Here is a 21,049-nt window from a genome sequence, read left to right on the forward strand (position 1 = left end):
ACTTGTTCTTACTCCTGGTTAGCCAGGAAATTCTTCAGCGGATTTGTGTACATTTCCAGCATCTTTGTACGCAGGAATGCTTCATCCTTATTCGGTAATACGATTTTATCCAACTGGCCTTGCAAGTATTCTTCAAACTGCTTCTTATCCTTTAAGCCGTAGTGTTCGCTGAAACGGTGCGTTCCGGTCAGCATATCATAAGCTACATAATTGCAGGGATAGAAACGGTAATGTTTATAAATCTCCTTGTCGATAATAGTGGCAACAGCATTGATCAGTTCATTCTTCTCCATATTCGGGTCCAACCGGGCAAGCTGGTCGTTAATCGGCTGAGTCAGGGTGAAGTGGACACGTCCCTTGTTATTCAGAATACCGGTCTCCATACTCAACAGGTCGTCGCGCTGGCACTTTACAAACTCAGGATCGTCGCGTTTCTGCTGAAATTCCTTTGCTTTCAGGAAGTCGCACGGGTCGAACTCGTAAGAGATCGCTACCGGAAAGATATTCAACTCCATCAGGTTCGACAGGAAATCCTTATCGCCGCTCATGTTCAACATTTTCAGGATACTGCCCTGCGTACGGTCGTCGGAATCCTTGGCGCGGCCTTCACGCTGCGCAATCCAGACAGACTCTTTCGTCTCGGTGATCGTATGGCGGATATAAGCGGAAAGCACCTTACTCACTTCCAACATCTGGCGCACCGGGATATTACGTTTGACAATAAAGCTGTTGTTCAGGCGTACCAACGTCTCGATCCAGGGACGGATCAACAGGTTATTACCAATGGCTACCTGTGTCATTCCATAACCCACATCATACAGCATGACATTCAGGAATGAAGCATCCAACACGATGTCGCGGTGATTAGAAATAAAGGTACAAGGCTTTTTATCCTTCGGTAAACGGCTACGGCCGGAAATCGTCAGCGAGAAAGTGGTCTTGTTTGCCACTAACATAACTGCCTCATACGCCAATTTAGACTTAAAGTCTTCTTTCGTCTTAAAGGAGCGCATGGTTTCGGAAAACTCTTTCCAGTTCACATCCGGCTCTATATACCGAAAGGCCCGCTCGAAATCTTCGTTGGCAACAAGCGATTCGATCGCATCTTTTACCTCGTCGTTATTCAGCGGACGAATATCGTCAAAATTATTAATCGGAACTTCCATATCTTTTAGTTAAACTCGTTTTCTATAATATCAGTCATTACATCTTTTATATCCAGACCGGCAGCCCGTACTTGCTGCGGGATAAAACTGGTCGCCGTCATGCCGGGAGTGGTATTGATTTCGAGCAGTTTCGGTTCACCGTCTGCCGGAATAATATAATCCACACGGATCAGGCCTTTGGCGCCCAATATATCGTATATTCTTAATGTCTCGCGTTGTACCTTTTCTGTTAGTTCTGCAGAAATGCGGGCCGGTGTAATCTCCTGCACCTGGCCGTTATACTTGGCGTCGAAATCGAAGAACTCATTATCCGTTACGACTTCGGTAAGCGGGAACACGACTTCCTTTTCCGCTGTCTTATAGCAACCGCACGTCACCTCGGTCCCCTCGATAAAACTTTCGATGACCACTTCGCGCCCTTCGCCGAAAGCCTTCTCGATAGCCGGCCGGATCGCCGAAGCCTCTTTCACTTTCGTCACTCCGAAGCTGCTACCGCCATCGTTCGGTTTGACAAAAACCGGAAGCCCGAGGCTGCCGACCACTTCTTCGTCCGTAACCGTCTGTCCTTTGAACAAATGTATGGAACGGGCAATATTGACACCGAATCCTTTCAGATAGTGATTGCAGGCGAACTTATTGAAAGTAAGCGCACTCACAAACATTCCGCAAGAAGAATAAGGCATTCCGATCATATCAAAATAACCCTGCAGGCGTCCGTCTTCTCCCGGAGTACCGTGAATCGTAATATAAGCAAAATCAAAATGTTTAACCTCGCCATTCTCGCGGAAACTGAAATCGTTTTTATCTATTGGCGTATGTTCCCCTCCGGGAAGTTTCACTGCCCATTCGTTTCTTTTAACGATGGCAATATATACATTATATTTGTCTTTATCAAGAAAAGAGTAGATTCCTTCAGCACTTTTTAAAGAAATAACAATTTCGGAGGAATCACCTCCGGCTACAATAGCAATGTTCCTTTTCATCTTTATAGTTCTTTAGTATTTGCATATACGCGCCATTTATCGATCAATGCAGTCATGTCGGCAGGTATTTCGGAATCAAAAAACATTTCCTCGCCTGTAGTCGGATGGACAAAACCTAACGTCTTGGCATGAAGCGCCTGACGGGGACAAATGGCAAAACAGTTATCGATAAACTGTTTATATTTAGAAGAGGTTGTTCCTTTCAATATCTCATTTCCGCCATAACGTTCGTCGTTGAACAGGGTATGGCCGATATATTTCATGTGGACGCGGATCTGGTGCGTACGTCCTGTCTCGAGACGGCATTTCACCAGCGTGACATAGCCTAAGCGTTCCTGTACGGAATAGTGCGTAACAGCCGTCTTGCCCTGGTCTCCCTCGGGAAAAACGATCATCTGCATGCGGTCACGGGGGTTGCGGCCGATGTTGCCTTCGATCCGGCCTTCGTCTTCACGCACGATGCCCCACACTAATGCACGGTATTCGCGTTTGGTTGTCTTATGGAAAAACTGCATACTGAGATGCGCCTTCGCTTCCGGTTTTTTGGCGACAACAAGCAGTCCGGATGTGTCTTTATCGATGCGGTGCACGAGTCCCAACGCGGGATCGTTCGGATCGTACGTAGGATCATCCTTCAGATACCAGGCAAGGGCATTCACCAACGTGCCTGTATAGTTTCCGTGTCCGGGATGCACCACGAGTCCCGCCGGCTTATCCACCACTAACAGGTCGTCATCTTCGTACACGATTTTAATCGGAATATTTTCAGGGAGAATCTCGAATGTCCGCGGAGGCCGTGTCATCATGATCGTCACGACATCTTCCGGCTTCACCCGGTAATTACTCTTCACCGGCTTACCGTTCGCCATGATGCAACCGGCATCGGCGGCCGACTGTATCCGGTTCCTTGTAGCCCCAAACATGCGGTCGACCAGGAATTTGTCCACACGCAACAACGACTGTCCGCGATCGGCAACGAAGCGGAAGTGTTCATACAGTTGAGGAGCCTTATCTTCGCCCTCTTCCGGCTGCAACAGGTCATCTACCTGTTCATCATCCATTTCGTCCAAAAACTCATCCATAGTTAAAACCAGTTTTCTTCTTCACTATCCAACGATTCGACCGGAACACTGTCGTCCGGCAACCCGAGCGAGTCTGCCGGCATCTCTGCATCGCCGCTGCTGACCTTCAGGACCAGCGGAGCGGTAAGCGGCACGTGTTCGCCCTTTTGGAGCGTACGTCCGTTCAGTTCGACACTCAGAGCCAAGTCTTTAAAATCACCGGGCACATATTCGATCTCGATCTTTTCAAATCCGCGGGCACGGAGAATGGCATAAGCCTGCCGGAAAGAGAGGTCTTCCACTTCCGGAATCGTCGCCATTTGCGAGGTAAGCGCGTTCACCGTGATGAACACGATACGTCCTTCTTTCACTTTCGAGCCGGCCATCGGCACAAGCTCGACAATCGCACCCGGCTTCACATCTTTAGAAAAGACGGAGTCGATCACGTTATAGCGTAAATTACTATTCTTGAAAAATTCAGCGGCTTCTTCGATTCTCAGTCCTTTGACATCCGGCACCACAACAGCCTCATTGTGCCGGGTGTACGAGTCGAGCCACTTCAGTGTTCCGAATACCAGAGCACAGGCTACGACGACAGCCAGCAACAAATTTAAGACGTACGGATTTTTTATCAGCTTAACTAAAAAGTCTTTCATTTCTATCTTGTATTTGTAGGCGGGTCAAAAGTAGAAAACAAAGCCGTTAAAACAAAGAAAGTAAAGGCTTTTTAGTAAAAACCTCTACTTTCTTTATGAAAAATCTTCAAACGGAAAGAATTATCCGTTGTATTCGTCAGAAACTGTTAATTTAGCTCTTCCTTTAGCACGACGAGAAGCTAATACTCTGCGGCCATTAGCTGTAGCCATTCTTGAACGGAAGCCGTGCTTGTTCTTTCTTTTCCGGTTGGAAGGTTGAAATGTTCTTTTCATCTTTCTGTATATTATTTATTATTATCTTATTCTCATACCAATTTGGGCTGCAAAGATAGAGGCTTTTTTTTAATAAACAAAGAGTTGCCTCAAAAAACTTTCAGCAAACGACAACCGCACCTTGCTTGAAAACGGAAGGCAGTTAAAATATCCCTCCCTTATACATATCATTAAAGTTCGTATGCTGTCCCTCCAACTTCTGCGCTTCGTCACCTTCGGGATTCAGTTCGATCGACTTCTTCAGGTCTTCGAAAGCGCCTTCCTTATCACCTTTCAGGTTCTTGGCGCGACCACGTTCGGCATACGCTTTGGCAAATTCGGGTTTCAGGTCGATCATTTCGTCAAAGAAAGAGATGGCTTCATCCAAACGCTCCTGCGCGATCAGCAGATTGCCGGTCAACAAGGCGGCTTCGTCGTTGAAGGGATTCAGCTCCAATGTATTCTGATAGTCGGCAGCAGCGGCATCCAAGTTTCCCATTGCTTCATGAATACGGCCTCTCAGCAGATAAGTCGTTTCTTCTTCGGGGGCCAGCTCGATCGCCTTTTCGACATCGGGAAGCGCCTCGGCTGCCTGCGACATAGATAATAATATCTGGGCACGCATCAGGTAGGCGTCCGTAAAATCTTCTTTCAAGGCAATAGCTTTCGTCAGGTCGGCAATCGCACCCAGCGGATCGGCAGTGGTCCGTTTTGCCTTCCCCATCAGAAACCATGCCAGGTGGTTCGTATCTTCCAGTTCGAGGACATGCTGGCAATCAGCAATCACATCGGCATCTTTATCCAGCATAAAAAGCACGCTTACCCTTGTCAGACGCGTATTGATATGGTCGGGTTCCAGCTCGACCATCCGGTTCAGCACTTCGAGCGCTTCTTCCGCCTTATTTGCAACCGTATAGGCAGCAACCAGATAAGTCATCGTCTCAAAATCCTCCTGCAGGTTCAATGCCTCGGTAAAACATTTGATTGCATACGCCACCTGCCCCATCTTTTGGGCACGGACACCATCGTATTTCAATATATCGAATTTCTTCTGATCGCTCTTTGCTTTTTCCTCCTCCGGCGTTGCAGCCTTGGATGACGAGAATAAAGATGTAAAAAAGTTTCCCATAACGTCTTGCTATTAGTTTCGAACGGCAAAGATATAAAAAATAATGAACCTGTAAATGATGATTTATCGGTGCATCGCTATGTATGTATTACCGGACGCAGATTTCGCAGACGACGCAGACGAACGCAGATCATTTATTGTTTCAAATATGTCAAGTTTTAAACTTCCTGCAAACCTGACGAATATACAATATCCCCTTTTTCAGCCATTTTTCTATTTCGTCCGAAATCTTGATCGATTTTGAATTGACTCTTTTCACGATTTTAATCTTCTTTACTGACAGTAGATGGAGAGAGGTGCGCAGGCAGTCTGAAAAAACGTACAATTTGATTACCGGAAAGCAGAAACACCGTCAAAGTGATAAACCTTAACTCCCGAAGAATCGAATATTTGAAAATAAAACGGACGGCGTTCCAAATATCCCAAGGAAATTCAGGGGCTTTTTTGCCCTTAAGACGGTCCTCTTTTCAATTACGACCGTTCTAATCGCCATTATGACCGTCCTAATCTTCGCGAGCTGCCGAGTGCACTACACATTAGCACGGTCGTAATGGCGATTAGGACGGTCGCAATTGGTGAAAACGCTCAAAAAAGAGAGAAAAGTCCCTTTTTGAGGTCAAAAAAGCGGATTAACATTTGTTTTGTTTCGGATGCCTTTCGAGCCAAAAAAATACGTTTTATACAATAAGCCCTCGAAAATCAGGAACAACTTCCATACCCATCGAAGAACGGTGCATATAAAAGGATGAGTTGGTTTCAAAATAAACAAATTATCAAGTTAACCATATACATTCATAACATAAAAACCAAAGTTCATTACAAATTATAACTTTTTCAGAAAAAAGGAACGTTATATTTTGTATTTTTATATCGGAGCATAAAGCTGGATTCAGACATTTTACTAATTTTGTGCCAGATTTTTTAACTTGGGTAGGATTGTGCCAGCCACACCAACCGCACGCCTCCCTATCAATTTATGAGTATGGAAAACTTGGAAACTGGACTTTTGTTAATGGTAGTTGGGATGACCACCGTTTTTGCCATTCTGCTAATCGTTATCAATCTTGGGAAGGGGCTGATCGTATTGGTCAACAAATATGCACCCGAAGAGATCATTGTAAAAAAACAGGTGACACTGCAAAGACAGGCGGTGCCCGCTTCGCCGGCCGGCGGAATTACAAACCAGACAACTGCCGCTATCGTATCGGCCGTCAGTGTTGTGACAGGCGGTCAGGGTAAGGTTGTCAAAATCGAGAAATTATAATTGCATTTATACATAAAAATATCATGAAGAGAGAAATCAAATTTAGTTTGGTCTTCCGTGACATGTGGCAATCTGCCGGAAAATATGTTCCCACCGTTGACCAACTAACGCGGGTAGCACCTGCCATCATCGAAATGGGATGCTTCGCCCGTGTAGAGACCAATGGCGGAGGATTTGAACAGGTTAATTTATTATTTGGTGAAAACCCTAACAGGGCTGTACGCGAATGGACGAAACCATTCCATGAAGCCGGTATACAAACACATATGCTCGACCGTGCACTGAACGGATTGCGCATGAGCCCGGTGCCCGACGACGTGCGCCAGTTGTTCTATCAGGTCAAGAAAGCACAGGGGACGGATATCGCCCGTACCTTCTGCGGATTGAACGACGTCCGCAACATCGCTCCCTCCATTAAATATGCGAAAGCAGCCGGAATGATCTCACAATGTTCGTTGTGTATCACCCACTCCCCGATCCATACGGTCGAATACTACACCAAGATGGCGATGGAACTGATCGAATTGGGAGCGGACGAAATCTGTATCAAGGATATGGCAGGCATCGGCCGGCCGCACTCGTTAGGACAGATCGTGGCTAACATCAAGGCCAAGCATCCGGAAATTCCGGTTCAGTACCACAGCCATGCCGGTCCCGGTTTCAACGTGGCTTCCATCCTCGAAGTTTGTAATGCCGGTTGCGACTACATCGACGTGGGCATGGAACCGCTTTCATGGGGAACAGGACATGCCGACCTGCTGACCGTACAGGCGATGCTGAAAGACGCCGGTTATAAAGTACCGGAAATCAATATGGAAGCCTACATGAAGGTTCGCAGCCTGATTCAGGAATTTATGGATGACTTCTTAGGATTGTATATCAGCCCGAAAAACCGTCTGATGAACTCATTGCTGATCGGCCCGGGATTGCCGGGCGGCATGATGGGCAGCCTGATGTCCGACCTCGAAAAGAATCTGGAAACGATCAACAAAAACAATATCAAGAACAATAAGCCGCTTATGAGCCAGGATCAGCTGCTGATCAAGCTGTTCGACGAAGTGGCTTATGTATGGCCGCGTGTCGGTTATCCTCCTTTGGTAACACCGTTCAGCCAGTATGTCAAGAATCTGGCCCTTATGAACGTAATGCAGATGGAAAAAGGCAAAGCCCGCTGGAGTATGATTGCCGACGATATCTGGGATATGATTTTAGGCAAGGCAGGACGCCTGCCGGGACCGTTGGCTCCCGAAATCATCGAGAAGGCAAAAGCCGAAGGACGCGAATTTTTCGAAGGCAACCCGCAGGACAACTATCCTGACTCACTCGACAAATACCGCAAGCTGATGAACGAAAAGCAATGGGAAACAGGCGAAGACGACGAAGAATTGTTTGAATATGCCATGCATCCCGCCCAGTACGAAGCTTATCGTTCAGGCAAGGCAAAAGTGGAATTCAAGGCGGATGTCGCCAAGAAGAAAGCGGAGAAACAAGGTGCCGCCAAACCCGTAGCACCGGCTGCAACGCCTGCCGTAGCTCCAGCCAACGTAACGATGGCAATGCCGACCACACCCCAGGTCATGACTGTCGATGTAAACGGACAGGCATTCAAAGTTACCGTCGCATTCGGAGATACCGCAGGCGCAACCCCTGCACCGGAAACGCCGGCTGCTCCCGCTGCCGCACCAGCGCCTGCCGCTGCACCTGCCGGAGCCGGAAAAGAAGTACTTTCGCCGTTAGAAGGCAAGTTCTTCCTGGTGAAAGGAGCTTCCGACACGCCTGTAAAAGTCGGGGATGTAGTGAAAGAAGGGGATGTGCTCTGTTATGTGGAAGCCATGAAAACGTATAATGCCGTACGCGCCGAATTTGGCGGGACTGTCACAGCAATCTGCCTGGCCTCCGGTGACGCGGTTTCGGAAGATGACGTATTAATGACAATACAATAATGAACGAGATATTTCAAAATTTGTATGAGATGACTGCGTTCAGCAACATCATTGCTGAACCGCAGTTCCTGATCATGTATGCCATTGCGTTCATCCTGCTCTATTTAGGTATCAAGAAGCAGTATGAACCGTTATTGCTCGTACCGATCGCATTCGGCGTGTTGCTTGCCAACTTTCCCGGAGGCGATATGGGAGTGATACAGGCAGACGAGAACGGCCTGATCAACATACATGGAGTGATGAAGAACATCTGGGAAATGCCGCTTCACGACATCGCCCATGAACTGGGATTGATGAACTTCATCTATTATATGTTGATCAAGACAGGGTTCCTTCCTCCTATTATCTTTATGGGTGTGGGAGCGCTGACGGACTTCGGGCCAATGTTGCGCAACCTGCGGCTTTCCATATTCGGAGCGGCTGCCCAGTTAGGTATCTTTACCGTTTTGCTGGTGGCTATCCTGATGGGATTCACTCCGAAAGAAGCGGCTGCATTAGGGATTATCGGCGGCGCTGACGGACCGACGGCAATCTTTACGACAATCAAGTTAGCTCCGCACCTGTTAGGACCGATCGCAATCGCGGCTTATTCCTATATGGCATTGGTTCCGGTTATCATACCTTTGGTAGTCAAACTGTTCTGCTCCAAAAAGGAATTGTGTATCAACATGAAGGAGCAGGAAAAGAAATATCCGTCTACCACGGAGATCAAGAACCTGCGCGTGCTGAAGATCATTTTCCCGATCGTGGTCACTACGGTTGTGGCGTTGTTCGTACCGAGTGCAGTGCCTTTGATCGGTATGCTGATGTTCGGTAACCTGGTAAAGGAAATCGGGACAAACACATTCCGCCTGTTCGATGCTGCCTCAAACAGCATTATGAATGCGGCAACCATATTCTTAGGATTATCGGTTGGGGCTACTATGACGGCAGAAGCCTTCCTGAACTTCACGACAATCGGTATCGTGATCGGCGGCTTCCTCGCATTTGCCCTCTCCATCGCAGGCGGTATCTTCTTTGTCAAGCTGTTCAACCTCTTTACTAAAAAGAAGATCAATCCGCTGATCGGAGCGACCGGACTGAGCGCTGTGCCGATGGCATCGCGCGTAGCCAACGAAATCGCCCTGAAGTACGATCCCAAGAACCATGTACTCCAATATTGCATGGCCAGTAACATCTCCGGCGTAATCGGTTCTGCCGTTGCTGCCGGCGTGCTGATCTCGTTCCTGGGATAAGCCATAAACTGGACGCAGACTACACAGACGAGCGCAGAATAACGCAGATTTATTTATTGAATTGATAATATCTGCGTTATTCTGTGCTCGTCTGCGTTATCTGCGTCCGGTAAATACTGCCTTTTATTTATTATTTTAACATTTTCTCGCAAATAAATCGCTTTCAAATGCTGAAATCCAAAAATATTTACTTTAATTTGTGACTTGATATAGGATACATTTATCCTTATTCTTAAATGCGATTGAATATGATGGACACTCACGAAACTAATTTGCCTGCCGAAGAAACCGGCAAATTGGAAGAAACTAAAGCCCCGGTGACGGCACCGGAAGACACGGCGGAAGAAGTTGTAACGAATGAAACACCGGAAGCCGAAGTTGTAGCGGAAGAGACATCTGCTGAAGCAGAAGTCAGCACTGACGAAACTGCGGCAGGCGATGATGTGGCTACGGCTGCGGGAAAATTATCGAAAGAAGAAATTCTGGAGAAATTGACCGGATTGGTTGCAGCGGCAGCCGATGCAACCCGCAACGAGGTGGAAGCCCTCAAACAGGCTTACTACAAAATCCACCGGAGCGAAGTGGACGAATTGAAGAAAGCATTTCTGGAAGACGGAGGTGAAGAAAAAGATTTCGTTGCTCCCGAAGATGAAACAGAAAACAAGATTAAAGACCTGCTTGCTGTTTACAAAGAAAAACGGGCCGCTATCCTTGCCGAAGAAGAACGCGTAAAGGCTGCCAACTACGCCTTGAAGCTCCAGTTGATCGACCAGCTGAAAGCCCTGACAGAAAGCCAGGAAGACTTCAACAAGCTATACAACGACTTCAAAGACATCCAGCAGAGATGGAAAGAAGTGAAAGCTGTTCCGCAGGAGCATGTAAGCGAACTGTGGAAGAACTATCAGATATACAGTGAAAAGTTCTACGACATCATTAAGATAAACAACCAGTTCCGCGATTACGACTTCAAGAAGAATCTGGAATTGAAAACCGCCCTCTGCGAAACAGTCGAGAAACTGCAGACAGAACCGGACGTCGTATCCGCTTTCCACCAGCTTCAGAAACTGCACCAGCAATGGCGCGAGATCGGTCCGGTTGCCAAAGAATTGCGCGAAGACTTGTGGGCCCGCTTCAAAGCCGCTTCCACAATTATCAACAAGCGCCATCAGGAACACTTCGAGGGTCTGAAAGCTAAAGAGCAGGAGAATCTGGAAGCAAAGACAGCTATTTGCGAACAAATAGAGGGCATCGACTACTCCGCTTTGAAATCATTCAAAGACTGGGAAGAGAAGAACAAAGAAGTGATATCCCTGCAGGAAAAATGGAAAACAATCGGTTTCGCACCGAAGAAATCCAACGTGAAGATATTCGAACGCTTCCGTGCCGCCTGCGATGTCTATTTCAACCGCAAAAGCGAATTCTACAAAGGCATCAAGGAAGAGATGGAAAAGAATCTCGAACTGAAAAAAGCCTTGTGCGAAAAAGCGGAAGCATTGAAAGACAGCACTGAATGGAAGAGCACTACCGAAAAGATGATCGCCTTGCAGAAAGAATGGAAAACGATCGGTTCGGTTGCCCGCAAACATTCCGATGCCATCTGGAAACGCTTCATCTCGGCCTGCGATTATTTCTTTGAACAAAAGAATAAAAATGTTTCTTCCCAAAAGAGCGTAGAACAGACAAATCTGGCTGCTAAAAAAGCACTGATCGAGAAGATCAACGCAATAGAAGAGACTAACCATGATGAAGCTCTTGCCACCTTAAAAGGACTCATGGCGGAATGGAACACCATCGGCCATGTCCCGTTCAAGGAAAAAGACAAGATATACAAAGAATATCATGAAGCGGTAGACAAACAATTCGACCGCCTCAAAGTCGACCAGAACGACCGCAAGATGCAGACATTCCGCAACAACCTGAGCGATATGAGCGGCGGTGAACGCGGAAAAGGAAAGCTTTACGGCGAACGGGAAAAACTGATGCGTATGTTCGAACGGATGAAGAACGAACTTCAGACCTACGAAAACAACATCGGATTCCTCAGCATCTCCTCCAAAGGCGGCGGCGGATTGGTAAAAGAGATGGAACGTAAGATTGAAAAACTAAAAGACGAGATGGCACTTATCGTCAAAAAGATTGATGCCATCGATGAGAATCTGGAATAAAACATATGAAGCCGCCCGTTAACCGGACGGCTTCGTTGCTTTTCTTTTGCATATGAGATCTAAATTACACTATTTCAACCCGGGACACGAAACAGCCATACTCCAAGGCTCTGAAAATTATACTCCCCCGACCAACGTACAAAGAATGATTCGGGAGCTGGCCTATCTTCCTGTCTGGTATGCAGACCCGGAAGATTTTGTTTTCACGGAAGAACTCATCTCTCCCCGTTTCTTCTCTTTGCAACCAAAAGAACTCAAACCCTTTGCAACCCCTATCTCCCGGAAAGAGCTTGAAGGAAAAGGGAACAATCTGCCCCAAATGGAAGCAGCTCCCTGGGGTGTTTCACCTCAAAGCCTCCATCTCTTCAACAAGCTCAAGCAAAATGGCAACCTGGATCTTGCCATCCCCGAATGGAAAGATGATTATACCCGGTTGACAGGCCGTCAGACCGCAGCCGAATGTCTGGACAAAATACGGGAACTGATGCCGGAGATGGCTTTCCCCGTTGCACCGAAATTCTGCAAAAAGATAAGGGAAGTGGAAAAATACCTGATTCTCCAAAGGGCTCCTTTTGTACTGAAAACCCCTTATTCTTCCTCCGGCAGAGGACTCCTCTGGTTGCCGGAACGCAAACTCACGGCTAAAGACCGCACCTGGATAGAGGGGGCGCTCAACAAACAGGGATGCGTCAGCATCGAATGCGCACTCGACAAACACCTCGACTTTGCCATGGAATTCCATTCGGACGGAAAAGGGAATGTACGCTACGAAGGCCTTTCCGTATTCGGAGCAGAAAAAAAAGGAGCCTATTCCGGTAATGTATTGGGAGAGCAGTCACATTTAGAAAGTTTCTTTATCGAGCACTTCGGAGACGACACCTTCCAACGGTTGAAAGAGTCTGTGCGCGAAGCAGTCCGGCAGATATACGGCTCGATCTATTCCGGCTACCTGGGAGTGGATATGCTGGTTTACCGCAAAGCTTCCGACAATTCATTCGCCATACATCCTTGCATAGAAGTCAACATGCGGTACACAATGGGCATGGTCGCCTTGCGCATCAGCCAGAAATATCTGGCGCCACACGCACGCGGCGATATGCACATCACATACCAAAGCAAACCGGGAGAAGCCTACGAGCATCACTGCTTCATGAAGAAAGCCTACCCGCTCGAAATGAAAGACGGCAAAATAAGAGAAGGCTACGTCCCCCTCTGCCCGGTAACGAAAGAGACGAAATACCGGGCCTATATGCTCATATTCTAAGCCGGCTCACAACGTATTCCTCAACACCCGCCTCATCACCGCCTCGCGCAGGTTGCGGGCGACGGGAATCTTATGGCCGGAGATATGCAGCATGTTTCCTTCTATCAGATCGATGCGGGCGATGTTTATAATGTAGGATTTGTGGGATTGCAGGAACGTGTCTTCGGGAAGGGAAGCGGCGATGTTCTTCATCGTGGAATGCACCAGCGTCCTGCCCGCAGGGGTATAAATACAGACATAGTTCTCGACCGCCTCGACAAACAGGATTTCTTTCAGATAGATTTTCTTCATCAGCTTATCACTTTTCACAAAGAGATAAGGATCATCGCCGGTGGCAGGAGCTTCCTTTTGCAACGTGGCATGCACCTTGTTCACCGCTTTCAGGAAACGCTCGAAAGAGATCGGTTTGAGCAGGTAGTCGGCGACATCCAGCTCATATCCCTTCAGGGCATACTGCTCATAGGCGGAGGTGATGACCACTTTCGGAGGATTCGCCAGCGTGGAAAGCAGGTCCAGGCCGGACAGGTAAGGCATCTCGATATCCAGGAAAAGCAAATCGGGCTGCTGCTCCTTCAACAAGGTGTTCAACTGGATCGCATCTTCACATACGCCAGTCAAGGTTAGAAAATCCACCTTCTCCACATACGACTGCAAGCCTTTCCGGGCAACCGGTTCATCATCTGTTATCACACAATTTATATTCATAATGTATCGATTTCTATCATGAGTTTTACGGAATACAATTCCGGTTCTTTCTTAACGACAAGACTGTGCTTTTCAGGATAGAGAAGCTCCAACCTCCGTTTCAGGTTTTCAAGCCCGATCCCCTTTTTCCCGGACGGAGAAGGCGGAAGAGGAGGCAGACTGTTCGTAATCTCAAACAGGATTTTCCCTGCCTCATCCGTCATACGGTAATCGATCCGGTAGTCACCGCCCACATATTTAAAGGCATTCTCCACCAAAGGCAGAAACAAAAGCGGATAAACCGGCTGTTCACAGAGCGAAGGAGAGAAAGAGACGTCCAGCCTCAACCGCTCACTCATCCGCAGCTTCTGCATATTCATATAGGTACGCAGATAGTCGATCTCTTTCTGCACCGGGACTTTCTGGCTTCCCCCGTAGAGCTGGTAACGCAGCAGGTCGGACAACATTTCGATCGTCCGCCGGGGAGCTTCGTTTGTCTCGTCGATCTGGAAATAAACCGTATTCAAAGCGTTGAACAGGAAATGCGGATGATACTGGAAACGCAGGAACTTCAATTCCATCTCCAACTGATCCACCTTAATCTTTTCCAACTGCAAGATCCGGTTCTGCAGCTCTTTCTCCATCTTCCCGCTGCGAAGCAGGATGTAATACATGAAAAGAAGAGGGATATAAATCACATCGGCTATAACATAATCGACCCAGGTGTTTCCCAAATGCAGAAGCCCGACATGATCACCGACAAATATAAGCAGGTTAACCATCACAAACAACTTGAGAAACGTTAAGAAGTACTCGGCAGCCGGAGACAGATTCAACCGGGGCTTAACCTTATCGAGGAAGTAGCGGCTTTCATAATCAAAGACGTAACACATAAAGACCGTTACCGCCAACGCCTGCAGATGAAACCGCATCGAATTAGCCCAAAACGCTTCATTCTTCGCCAAGTCGGTCGTCAACCGGATGAAGTTGAACATCACGATTCCTAAAAACAACGGATATAAACGGGGTAATATCTTCATGGCTGCTCTTGTTATTTCCTACAAATTTATTCTTTTACTCTCATCTACGCTACTTTTCCGACGGGATTCTTTCACTTCGTAGCCTTTACTGAAACGATAGGTGAAGGAGATGCCGACCTGGGTATTGTCCTGCCGTTCATTGGTAAAAGCCTGCTGCCCCGGCACCGTCAGCATCATCTTCTCCCGGTAGGAATGGAAAATGTCGCGGGCGAACAGGCGGATCGTGCCGTTATTCTTCAAGACTTTCTTCCTGATGCCTCCGTCAACCTGCCAGATCGGACTGAGCGTGGCTTGTCCGGCCGCCATCTTGCCGTTGTAAGAGCCGGACAGCTCCATGCTCCACCCTTTCCCGAAATCGAGTTGGTTCGTAAGGCTGCCGATCAAGGTCGCCCGCTTGTTGACCCGCTCGCCGGCTGTATCCGTCCAACGATAGTGGTTATAGACACAAGCCACATTCGCATTCACCGTCCAGAAAGAGGCCAGGGGAAGATTGCCGGTATAAATGCGCGGCCCGAGACTGGTTCCCGTAGACAGGTTCATCGGCGTGACATACACCTGCCTGTTGTCTTTCTCGAAAAAGCTTTTCACGATCACATCATGCGTGCGGGAATAGAGAAAGCCGGCCCGGAACAGGTTCTTATAGATAAATGTCAGTTCCAGACGATCCGACTTCATCGGCTTAAGCGCCGTGTTCCCCTGTTCAAAGGTATAGTCGTCGAAGATATAGACAAAAGGATTCAGGTCTCCATAGTTAGGCCGGACGATCCGCCTGCCGTAAAAGAGGGACAGCTTGTTTTGCCGGAACGCATATTCGAGCAACAAAGAAGGAAAAAGATTCGTATAGCGGCTGGTGAAGGAAGAGTCTATCTGCGCCTCCCCGCCTGTCAAGCGCCCGTCTATGCGCGTATTCTCCACACGCAGCCCCGCCCGGATATAAAAGGGTTTGAAAGTCGCACCACATTGGACATACCCGGCGTTTATGTTTTCATCATAAACGAAATGCTGGCTCAGGGCTTCATTCGGCACCCAGCCGTTTCCTTTGTTATCCGCATACGACGCCTCGTTGTCGATCGAGATGAAAGAGAATTTGGCGCCTGCCTCCAACTCCCATTTCCCGGCAAAAGGCAAGGTAAGATTCACCTGTCCGGTATAGAGGTTGATTGCGCCCGGGACATCTCCCTTTACGGAATCCACCCGTCCGGGCCGGTTTTGCGAAGAGCTATGCAAGTCCAGGTTATCCGTATAGCCGAAATGGAGATAGTCGAAGGAAGCATCCACCACCTTCCCTGCCGTATCCAACTGGTGAGTCAGGTTGACTCCTGCAGTAAAGTTCTTCTTTTTCCGGTCCTCCACATTCGAGGTGTGGAGCATGGAGTCGGGCGACGCATAAGAAGGAGCGCTGAAATAAGTAAACATATCGCCCGGCATCCGGCTCTGATGCAGATTGCCGTTCGTGTACACGCCGACTACGGTACGCGCGGAGGCAAAGAAATCAATCCCCGCCCGGTAATAATGGGAGGTATAAGGATATTTGCGGTAGGAATCCTGCCGGACGGACAGCTCCACCTTGTCCGGTTCCCGCAGGCCGGTAAAGAGGCGGTCTATCTGAAGTTCGTTGCAATCCGTCCCCTGGGAATAGGAATAAGTCAGGTAAAAGTTGAATAAGCCCTCGCGCCTGTTTATCGACAGACTCCCGTTCCCGACGCCATACTTCCCCTGCCGGAAACTGCCGTTAGCCGTCAGGTTCATGCCCCGTAGCCGCATCTTCTTCGTCCGGATATCGATCAGCCCGGCATTGCCGCTCGCGTCGTAACGGGAGGACGGATGCGTGATCAGATCGATCTTTTCCGCCGCTGCCGCCGGAGTGGACTTGAGCAGGGTGACCAGCTCCTGTCCGGAAAGATACGTCTGTTTCCCGTCCATCAGGACGTTAATGCCGCTTTGCCCGTTCAGGTAAATCTTCCCGTCATTGCTGATCATGACGCCCGGAAGCATTTCCAGCACTTCATACAGGCTGCCCTGCCCCCGCGCCACAGCCGACTCGATATGGTACGTCATCTTGTCCGCCTTAATCGTCACAACCGGCACTTTCGCCGTAATAACAATTTCCTCGATCTTCTGATCCGCAATCGTGTCCGTCTGGGCAAGAACGTTCATGCCTGCGCATCCCACCAGTAAGAATATCCCTATAAAAAAGCCTCTGTTCATCTCATTTTTATTTCAAAACTACACTCCCAAAGGCTCCCCGTCAAATTATTATGACCAACGGTCCGGATCGGTTGACGAACGGTTTAATAGACTTTAATTTGCTGATTCAAAGAAATTAGCTACATTTGTATTCGATAATAACAGTCAATTAAATAGCAATATGGATACGGCAATCAAAAAAGTAGAACTTTCCATTCCGGAAGTAGACATGGCTTTACTGAAAGAACTGGCAAAAAAGTTCGGCTGGAGTGTCAGCAAAAAGAAATCCAGAATTGAAAAAGGATTAGAGGATATCAAAGCCGGACGGGTGCATAAGGCCAAAAACGCGGAAGACATGTTCAAACAAATTTTAGGATGAAATACGAACTAAAATTTGCCAATAGTTTTAAGAAAGACCTTAAGACATGTAAAAAGAGAGGATATAATCTGGACTTATTACAAGCAGTCATCGATATCCTTCAAGCAACCGGGACTCTTCCGGATTATTACCATCCGCACAAACTAAGCGGAACCTACGAAGGGTTATGGGAATGCCATATCAAAGGCGACTGGCTTCTGATATGGCAACAAAATGATACGGAACTTATCCTGATTATGACCGATACCGGAACCCATTCCGACCTGTACTAACCCGGTTCCTCCTCAAACTCCTTCAGCTCTTCCAAGCCTTTTTCGATGACGCGGATATTCTTCTGGTAAAAACGGATCTGGAAATAGGCAATAACAGCAGCCACAAAGAGTGCCACAACCATTCGCAGCTCCCATCCTGCAACAAGCCGATCCTGTTCAATAAACAGAAAAGCAATTATGCCGACAATGGCTATTCCTGTACCAATCACATGATTCCTTTTCATCCACAATTTATACACGAACTCCAGCCTGGCAAGCTCGCAAATTTTTTTCTTTTCCATATCAAACCTTATATGAATAGAAAGGAAAAAGACCTGCATAATAAAACCTATAACTAAACATCCTTCCAACACCACAAATGAAAGTGGCCTCATCACCAACTGCCCGGTAAAAGTCAATATCGGGAACATAAGACAAAAGACAAGCACCAATATAAGTCCCCATATATCATACCGGAACAGCCGCTCATAGGCCGATTGCGTCCGGTTGGTTATCATCTCCTTGATAATCCTTTTGTTCAGCATCTCACTCTTTTCAAGCTGTTCGTTCAAGACGTTCCAGCTCGCTTTTAATTCTTCCAGTTCCATATTTATTACGTTTAACTGTTCGACATTGTTTTCAATTTCTCACGGATACGATTGAGTTTGACTGCCACGTTGTTCTTGGAAATACCCATGATGTCCGCTATCTCCTGATAGCTTCGTTCCTCGAGCCAGAGCAGGATAAGCGCGCGTTCGAGCTGGCTGAGCCGATTGATCATCCGGTAGAGTTCACGCAGTTGCGCCGTTTTGTCTTCATCTTCGGCAAAAGCTTCCAGGTCGACCGAGATCGGGACGACTTCCGGCTTCCGCTTCGACTGGCGGAAAAAGGAGATGCAGGTGTTCAGGCCGATGCGGTACACCCAGGTGGACGACTTACATTCGCCCCGGAAGCGAGGGTAAGCTTTCCACAGATTGATCACCACCTCCTGATACAAATCGTTCAGGTGGTCGGCATCGGATGCATACACATAACAGACTTTGTAGATGACCTGCTTGTATTCCTCCACAAGTGCGATAAACTCTTTTTCCTGTTGTCGGGTAGCTTTCATTCTCTCATCGTTTTATTTAATTAGTCGCACAATAGGGAAGTATATTACACGACGACGGTCTTTTTTCTGCCCATGAGGAAGATATTTTCCGTCGAAAGCCATGTAATTAGGGAAGAGCAGGCATCCAAACCTTGTTCGACCCGGGTCGAACAGCTGTCCCACCCCCGTCGAACAGCTGTCTGACCTTCGTCGAACAACTGTCCGACCCGGGTCGGACAAGGATTATGTGGCGGAGGAATAAGATTAAGACGGTATAAAACCGTATTTACATGCCGGCTCACGGAAATCAGGTGCCGACCGGAGAGACGGCTACCGGTTATGTTTGATCAGATTCATGAACTCTTCGCGCGTCTTGGCTTGCTGGAAGAATCCCGTAAAGTCGGAAGTGGTGGTCAGGGAGTTCTGTTTCTCGACGCCGCGCATCTGCATACACATATGCTGGGCTTCGATGACAACCATGACGCCAAGCGGGTCGAGCGTTTCCTGGATGCATTCTTTGATCTGCATCGTCAGGCGTTCCTGGATCTGGAGGCGGCGGGCGAAGATATCCACGACACGGGGAATCTTGCTCAATCCTGTGATATATTTTTTAGGGATATAGGCGACATGGGCTTTCCCGAAGAAGGGCAGCATATGATGTTCGCAAAGGGAAAAGAAGTCGATGTCCTTCACAATGACCATCTGCTTATAGTCTTCCTCCTTGAACATAGCGCCGCGGAGCACGGCTGCCGGGTCTTCCTGATAGCCTTTTGTCAGGAACTGCATGGCTTTGGCAACGCGCTCGGGAGTTTTCAACAGGCCTTCGCGGTCCACGTCTTCGCCAAGCAGGCTGATAATACTTTTATAGTGTCCGGCCAACTCTTCGCGGGCCTGCAAAGTCTTAGCGTTTACTTCTTCACTCATTTCAATTCAATGGGATTTTGACTTCTTCCTTTACGATGTACATCTCTTTCTTGTAGGCGGGGAATGCATCCATCAACAGACGTTGCATATGATAAGCCTCTTCGTGCGAACGGAAATCGCCGACACGCACGCGCCAGAACGGAGCGTTATAAGTCACGTAGGTCGGGACATCGGGGAAAAGCTCATTAATTTCTTTTTCTTTCCGGAAAGCCTCGTCTTTTGACTTACGCTGGTTGTTGCCGGAAAACACTTGTGTACGATAGCCTTGTATCTTCAAAAAGGCCGTACTGTCGGTCTTCTCTACACCTTCGCCATGCAAACGTTTGCCCATCATCGTGCGAAGAGCATCCGGCTGGCGTACCACAACAGTTCCTTTTCCCGGAACCTTTTCCTGCAGGGCATCGACAATAGTCACCGCCGATCCGTCACCACCGGTCTGGGCGGACAGGGCGGATGCGCCGAGCAACATACATAAGGATAGGATACGTTTCATGTTAATTGAAAGTTGAAAATTGAAAATTGAAAATTAAAAGGAGACAGAGCCCCAATCGGCTGAAAGCCGAAACAACTTTCAATTTTCAATTTTCAATTCTTAATTTATTAGTTGAACGCCTCGATAATCGGCATGAACTTATCAACAGCCAAAGATGCGCCGCCGATCAGACCACCATCTACGTTCGGTTTGGAGAACAATTCTTTAGCGTTGCCTGCGTTGCAGCTACCACCGTAAAGGATTGTGCAGTTGTCAGCGATTTCCTGGCCATATTTAGCAGCCAATGTAGCGCGGATATGCGCGTGGATCTCTTCAGCCTGGTCGGAAGAAGCGGTTTTGCCTGTGCCGATAGCCCAAACCGGTTCGTAAGCTAATACGATCTTAGCGAAGTCTTCAGCAGACAGGTCGAACAGAGAGCCCTTGATCTGAGCGTCTACCACTTCGAAATGCTTGCCGGCTTCTCTTTCTTCCAGCACTTCACCGATACAGAAGATCGGAGTCAGGCCGTTAGCTAAAGCCAATTCTACTTTTGTTTTCAGGATTTCCGGAGTTTCGTGATAGTAAGCGCGTCTTTCAGAGTGGCCTAAGATCACATATTTTGCACCTGTGGAAGCAACCATAGCGGCAGAAACTTCACCTGTGTAAGCACCTTTTTCCTTGTCGGCGCAGTTTTCAGCAGCAACACCGATCTTGTCAGTATCGATAGCGGCAGCAACGCTTGCCAGGTGAGTGAACGGAGTACCGATGATCACATCGCAGTTGATTGTTTTACCTTTAAGAGCTTCGTCTAAACCTTTTGCCAAAGCAAGACCTTCAGGAAGGGTAGTGTTCATCTTCCAGTTTCCTGCAACAATATTCTTTCTCATGACTTAATTAATTAAAT

Annotated in this window: 21 protein-coding genes; 7 read left to right on the forward strand and 14 right to left on the reverse strand. The window is 47.9% G+C overall.

Features of this window, described 5'->3' with window-relative positions; genetic code table 11:
* Window positions 1-8: 8 nt before the first annotated feature.
* The 6 genes from DWW90_RS09205 to DWW90_RS09230 all read right to left on the reverse strand — a co-directional run bounded on the left by DWW90_RS09205 (window position 9) and on the right by DWW90_RS09230 (window position 5,247).
* Window positions 9-1,166 carry a 1-acyl-sn-glycerol-3-phosphate acyltransferase gene (locus DWW90_RS09205; RefSeq protein WP_115500556.1) on the reverse strand — a complete coding sequence of 386 codons (1,158 nt, stop codon included), beginning with the start codon at window positions 1,164-1,166 and terminating at the stop codon, window positions 9-11.
* Window positions 1,167-1,171: 5 nt separating this feature from the next.
* Window positions 1,172-2,149 carry a D-alanine--D-alanine ligase gene (locus tag DWW90_RS09210; RefSeq protein WP_122344773.1) on the reverse strand — a complete coding sequence of 326 codons (978 nt, stop codon included), beginning with the start codon at window positions 2,147-2,149 and terminating at the stop codon, window positions 1,172-1,174.
* 2 nt (window positions 2,150-2,151) lie between these two features.
* Window positions 2,152-3,231: an RluA family pseudouridine synthase gene (locus DWW90_RS09215; RefSeq protein WP_115500558.1), complete on the reverse strand. Its 1,080-nt coding sequence runs from the start codon at window positions 3,229-3,231 to the stop codon at window positions 2,152-2,154.
* Between the two features lie 2 nt (window positions 3,232-3,233).
* The gene (locus DWW90_RS09220; RefSeq protein ID WP_115500559.1) at window positions 3,234-3,866 is read right to left on the reverse strand and encodes a PASTA domain-containing protein; all 633 of its coding nucleotides are present in this window, start codon (window positions 3,864-3,866) and stop codon (window positions 3,234-3,236) included.
* A gap of 120 nt (window positions 3,867-3,986) precedes the next feature.
* Window positions 3,987-4,139 (reverse strand): 50S ribosomal protein L34, encoded by a 153-nt coding sequence (gene rpmH / locus DWW90_RS09225; RefSeq protein ID WP_005633099.1) that lies wholly within the window; start codon window positions 4,137-4,139, stop codon window positions 3,987-3,989.
* 142 nt (window positions 4,140-4,281) lie between these two features.
* Window positions 4,282-5,247, reverse strand: coding sequence for a tetratricopeptide repeat protein (locus DWW90_RS09230; protein WP_122344774.1), 966 nt, complete (start codon window positions 5,245-5,247; stop codon window positions 4,282-4,284).
* A gap of 982 nt (window positions 5,248-6,229) precedes the next feature.
* Here DWW90_RS09230 and DWW90_RS09235 point away from each other — a divergent pair.
* From DWW90_RS09235 to DWW90_RS09255, 5 genes are all read left to right on the forward strand, one after another.
* Window positions 6,230-6,511, forward strand: coding sequence for an OadG family protein (locus tag DWW90_RS09235; RefSeq protein WP_122344775.1), 282 nt, complete (start codon window positions 6,230-6,232; stop codon window positions 6,509-6,511).
* Between the two features lie 23 nt (window positions 6,512-6,534).
* Entirely contained in the window at window positions 6,535-8,454 is a 1,920-nt protein-coding gene (locus DWW90_RS09240; protein ID WP_122344776.1) for a biotin/lipoyl-containing protein, read from the forward strand.
* Window positions 8,454-9,689: a sodium ion-translocating decarboxylase subunit beta gene (locus DWW90_RS09245; protein ID WP_115500571.1), complete on the forward strand. Its 1,236-nt coding sequence runs from the start codon at window positions 8,454-8,456 to the stop codon at window positions 9,687-9,689. The genes DWW90_RS09240 and DWW90_RS09245 overlap by 1 nt, the downstream gene beginning before the upstream one ends.
* 248 nt (window positions 9,690-9,937) lie before the next feature.
* Window positions 9,938-11,854 carry a DUF349 domain-containing protein gene (locus DWW90_RS09250; protein ID WP_122344777.1) on the forward strand — a complete coding sequence of 639 codons (1,917 nt, stop codon included), beginning with the start codon at window positions 9,938-9,940 and terminating at the stop codon, window positions 11,852-11,854.
* Between the two features lie 52 nt (window positions 11,855-11,906).
* Complete coding sequence (locus DWW90_RS09255; RefSeq protein WP_122344778.1) at window positions 11,907-13,118, forward strand: hypothetical protein; 1,212 nt, start codon at window positions 11,907-11,909, stop codon at window positions 13,116-13,118.
* A gap of 6 nt (window positions 13,119-13,124) precedes the next feature.
* Here DWW90_RS09255 and DWW90_RS09260 read toward each other — a convergent pair whose 3' ends face one another.
* From DWW90_RS09260 to DWW90_RS09270, 3 genes are read right to left on the reverse strand one after another with little or no spacing between them, the layout of a single operon-like run.
* Window positions 13,125-13,823 carry a LytTR family DNA-binding domain-containing protein gene (locus tag DWW90_RS09260; protein WP_122344779.1) on the reverse strand — a complete coding sequence of 233 codons (699 nt, stop codon included), beginning with the start codon at window positions 13,821-13,823 and terminating at the stop codon, window positions 13,125-13,127.
* Window positions 13,820-14,842 carry a sensor histidine kinase gene (locus DWW90_RS09265; protein WP_122344780.1) on the reverse strand — a complete coding sequence of 341 codons (1,023 nt, stop codon included), beginning with the start codon at window positions 14,840-14,842 and terminating at the stop codon, window positions 13,820-13,822. Before DWW90_RS09265 ends, DWW90_RS09260 begins: the two co-directional genes overlap by 4 nt.
* An 18-nt stretch (window positions 14,843-14,860) precedes the next feature.
* The gene (locus tag DWW90_RS09270) at window positions 14,861-17,050 is read right to left on the reverse strand and encodes an outer membrane beta-barrel family protein (protein WP_122344781.1); all 2,190 of its coding nucleotides are present in this window, start codon (window positions 17,048-17,050) and stop codon (window positions 14,861-14,863) included.
* 160 nt (window positions 17,051-17,210) lie between these two features.
* Here DWW90_RS09270 and DWW90_RS09275 point away from each other — a divergent pair, with 160 nt between their 5' ends.
* Both DWW90_RS09275 and DWW90_RS09280 read left to right on the forward strand, forming a co-directional pair.
* Entirely contained in the window at window positions 17,211-17,408 is a 198-nt protein-coding gene (locus tag DWW90_RS09275) for a hypothetical protein (RefSeq protein ID WP_115500580.1), read from the forward strand.
* Window positions 17,405-17,680 (forward strand): type II toxin-antitoxin system YafQ family toxin, encoded by a 276-nt coding sequence (locus DWW90_RS09280; RefSeq protein WP_115500581.1) that lies wholly within the window; start codon window positions 17,405-17,407, stop codon window positions 17,678-17,680. Before DWW90_RS09275 ends, DWW90_RS09280 begins: the two co-directional genes overlap by 4 nt.
* Here DWW90_RS09280 and DWW90_RS09285 read toward each other — a convergent pair.
* From DWW90_RS09285 to tpiA, 5 genes are all read right to left on the reverse strand, one after another.
* The gene (locus DWW90_RS09285; protein ID WP_122344782.1) at window positions 17,677-18,267 is read right to left on the reverse strand and encodes a hypothetical protein; all 591 of its coding nucleotides are present in this window, start codon (window positions 18,265-18,267) and stop codon (window positions 17,677-17,679) included. The genes DWW90_RS09280 and DWW90_RS09285 overlap by 4 nt on opposite strands.
* An 11-nt stretch (window positions 18,268-18,278) precedes the next feature.
* Window positions 18,279-18,770 carry an RNA polymerase sigma factor gene (locus DWW90_RS09290; RefSeq protein WP_115500583.1) on the reverse strand — a complete coding sequence of 164 codons (492 nt, stop codon included), beginning with the start codon at window positions 18,768-18,770 and terminating at the stop codon, window positions 18,279-18,281.
* A 309-nt stretch (window positions 18,771-19,079) separates the two neighbouring features.
* Complete coding sequence (gene folE, locus DWW90_RS09295; protein ID WP_115500712.1) at window positions 19,080-19,673, reverse strand: GTP cyclohydrolase I FolE; 594 nt, start codon at window positions 19,671-19,673, stop codon at window positions 19,080-19,082.
* A gap of 1 nt (window position 19,674) precedes the next feature.
* A complete protein-coding gene (locus DWW90_RS09300; RefSeq protein WP_115500711.1) occupies window positions 19,675-20,166 on the reverse strand; it encodes an SPOR domain-containing protein in 492 nt (163 codons plus the stop codon).
* A 107-nt stretch (window positions 20,167-20,273) separates the two neighbouring features.
* Window positions 20,274-21,032, reverse strand: a complete 759-nt coding sequence (tpiA, locus tag DWW90_RS09305) for a triose-phosphate isomerase (protein ID WP_115500710.1) — start codon at window positions 21,030-21,032, stop codon at window positions 20,274-20,276.
* Between the last annotated feature and the right edge of the window lie 17 nt (window positions 21,033-21,049).

Origin of the sequence: Parabacteroides sp. AF17-28 (assembly GCF_003479205.1) — a bacterium.
GTDB lineage: Bacteria > Bacteroidota > Bacteroidia > Bacteroidales > Tannerellaceae > Parabacteroides > Parabacteroides acidifaciens.

Excerpts from the sequence above, each read along its gene's own strand:
- DWW90_RS09250 (WP_122344777.1), top strand. The coding sequence starts at position 9,938 with ATGATGGACACTCACGAAACTAATTTGCCTGCCGAAGAAACCGGCAAA.
- DWW90_RS09210 (WP_122344773.1), bottom strand. The coding sequence starts at position 2,149 with ATGAAAAGGAACATTGCTATTGTAGCCGGAGGTGATTCCTCCGAAATT.
- folE (WP_115500712.1), bottom strand. The coding sequence starts at position 19,673 with ATGAGTGAAGAAGTAAACGCTAAGACTTTGCAGGCCCGCGAAGAGTTG.
- tpiA (WP_115500710.1), bottom strand. The coding sequence starts at position 21,032 with ATGAGAAAGAATATTGTTGCAGGAAACTGGAAGATGAACACTACCCTT.
- DWW90_RS09290 (WP_115500583.1), bottom strand. The coding sequence starts at position 18,770 with ATGAAAGCTACCCGACAACAGGAAAAAGAGTTTATCGCACTTGTGGAG.
- DWW90_RS09255 (WP_122344778.1), top strand. The coding sequence starts at position 11,907 with ATGAGATCTAAATTACACTATTTCAACCCGGGACACGAAACAGCCATA.
- DWW90_RS09230 (WP_122344774.1), bottom strand. The coding sequence starts at position 5,247 with ATGGGAAACTTTTTTACATCTTTATTCTCGTCATCCAAGGCTGCAACG.
- DWW90_RS09280 (WP_115500581.1), top strand. The coding sequence starts at position 17,405 with ATGAAATACGAACTAAAATTTGCCAATAGTTTTAAGAAAGACCTTAAG.
- DWW90_RS09275 (WP_115500580.1), top strand. The coding sequence starts at position 17,211 with ATGGATACGGCAATCAAAAAAGTAGAACTTTCCATTCCGGAAGTAGAC.
- rpmH (WP_005633099.1), bottom strand. The coding sequence starts at position 4,139 with ATGAAAAGAACATTTCAACCTTCCAACCGGAAAAGAAAGAACAAGCAC.
- DWW90_RS09270 (WP_122344781.1), bottom strand. The coding sequence starts at position 17,050 with ATGAACAGAGGCTTTTTTATAGGGATATTCTTACTGGTGGGATGCGCA.
- DWW90_RS09285 (WP_122344782.1), bottom strand. The coding sequence starts at position 18,267 with ATGGAACTGGAAGAATTAAAAGCGAGCTGGAACGTCTTGAACGAACAG.
- DWW90_RS09215 (WP_115500558.1), bottom strand. The coding sequence starts at position 3,231 with ATGGATGAGTTTTTGGACGAAATGGATGATGAACAGGTAGATGACCTG.
- DWW90_RS09235 (WP_122344775.1), top strand. The coding sequence starts at position 6,230 with ATGGAAAACTTGGAAACTGGACTTTTGTTAATGGTAGTTGGGATGACC.
- DWW90_RS09205 (WP_115500556.1), bottom strand. The coding sequence starts at position 1,166 with ATGGAAGTTCCGATTAATAATTTTGACGATATTCGTCCGCTGAATAAC.
- DWW90_RS09265 (WP_122344780.1), bottom strand. The coding sequence starts at position 14,842 with ATGAAGATATTACCCCGTTTATATCCGTTGTTTTTAGGAATCGTGATG.
- DWW90_RS09260 (WP_122344779.1), bottom strand. The coding sequence starts at position 13,823 with ATGAATATAAATTGTGTGATAACAGATGATGAACCGGTTGCCCGGAAA.
- DWW90_RS09220 (WP_115500559.1), bottom strand. The coding sequence starts at position 3,866 with ATGAAAGACTTTTTAGTTAAGCTGATAAAAAATCCGTACGTCTTAAAT.
- DWW90_RS09300 (WP_115500711.1), bottom strand. The coding sequence starts at position 20,166 with ATGAAACGTATCCTATCCTTATGTATGTTGCTCGGCGCATCCGCCCTG.
- DWW90_RS09245 (WP_115500571.1), top strand. The coding sequence starts at position 8,454 with ATGAACGAGATATTTCAAAATTTGTATGAGATGACTGCGTTCAGCAAC.
- DWW90_RS09240 (WP_122344776.1), top strand. The coding sequence starts at position 6,535 with ATGAAGAGAGAAATCAAATTTAGTTTGGTCTTCCGTGACATGTGGCAA.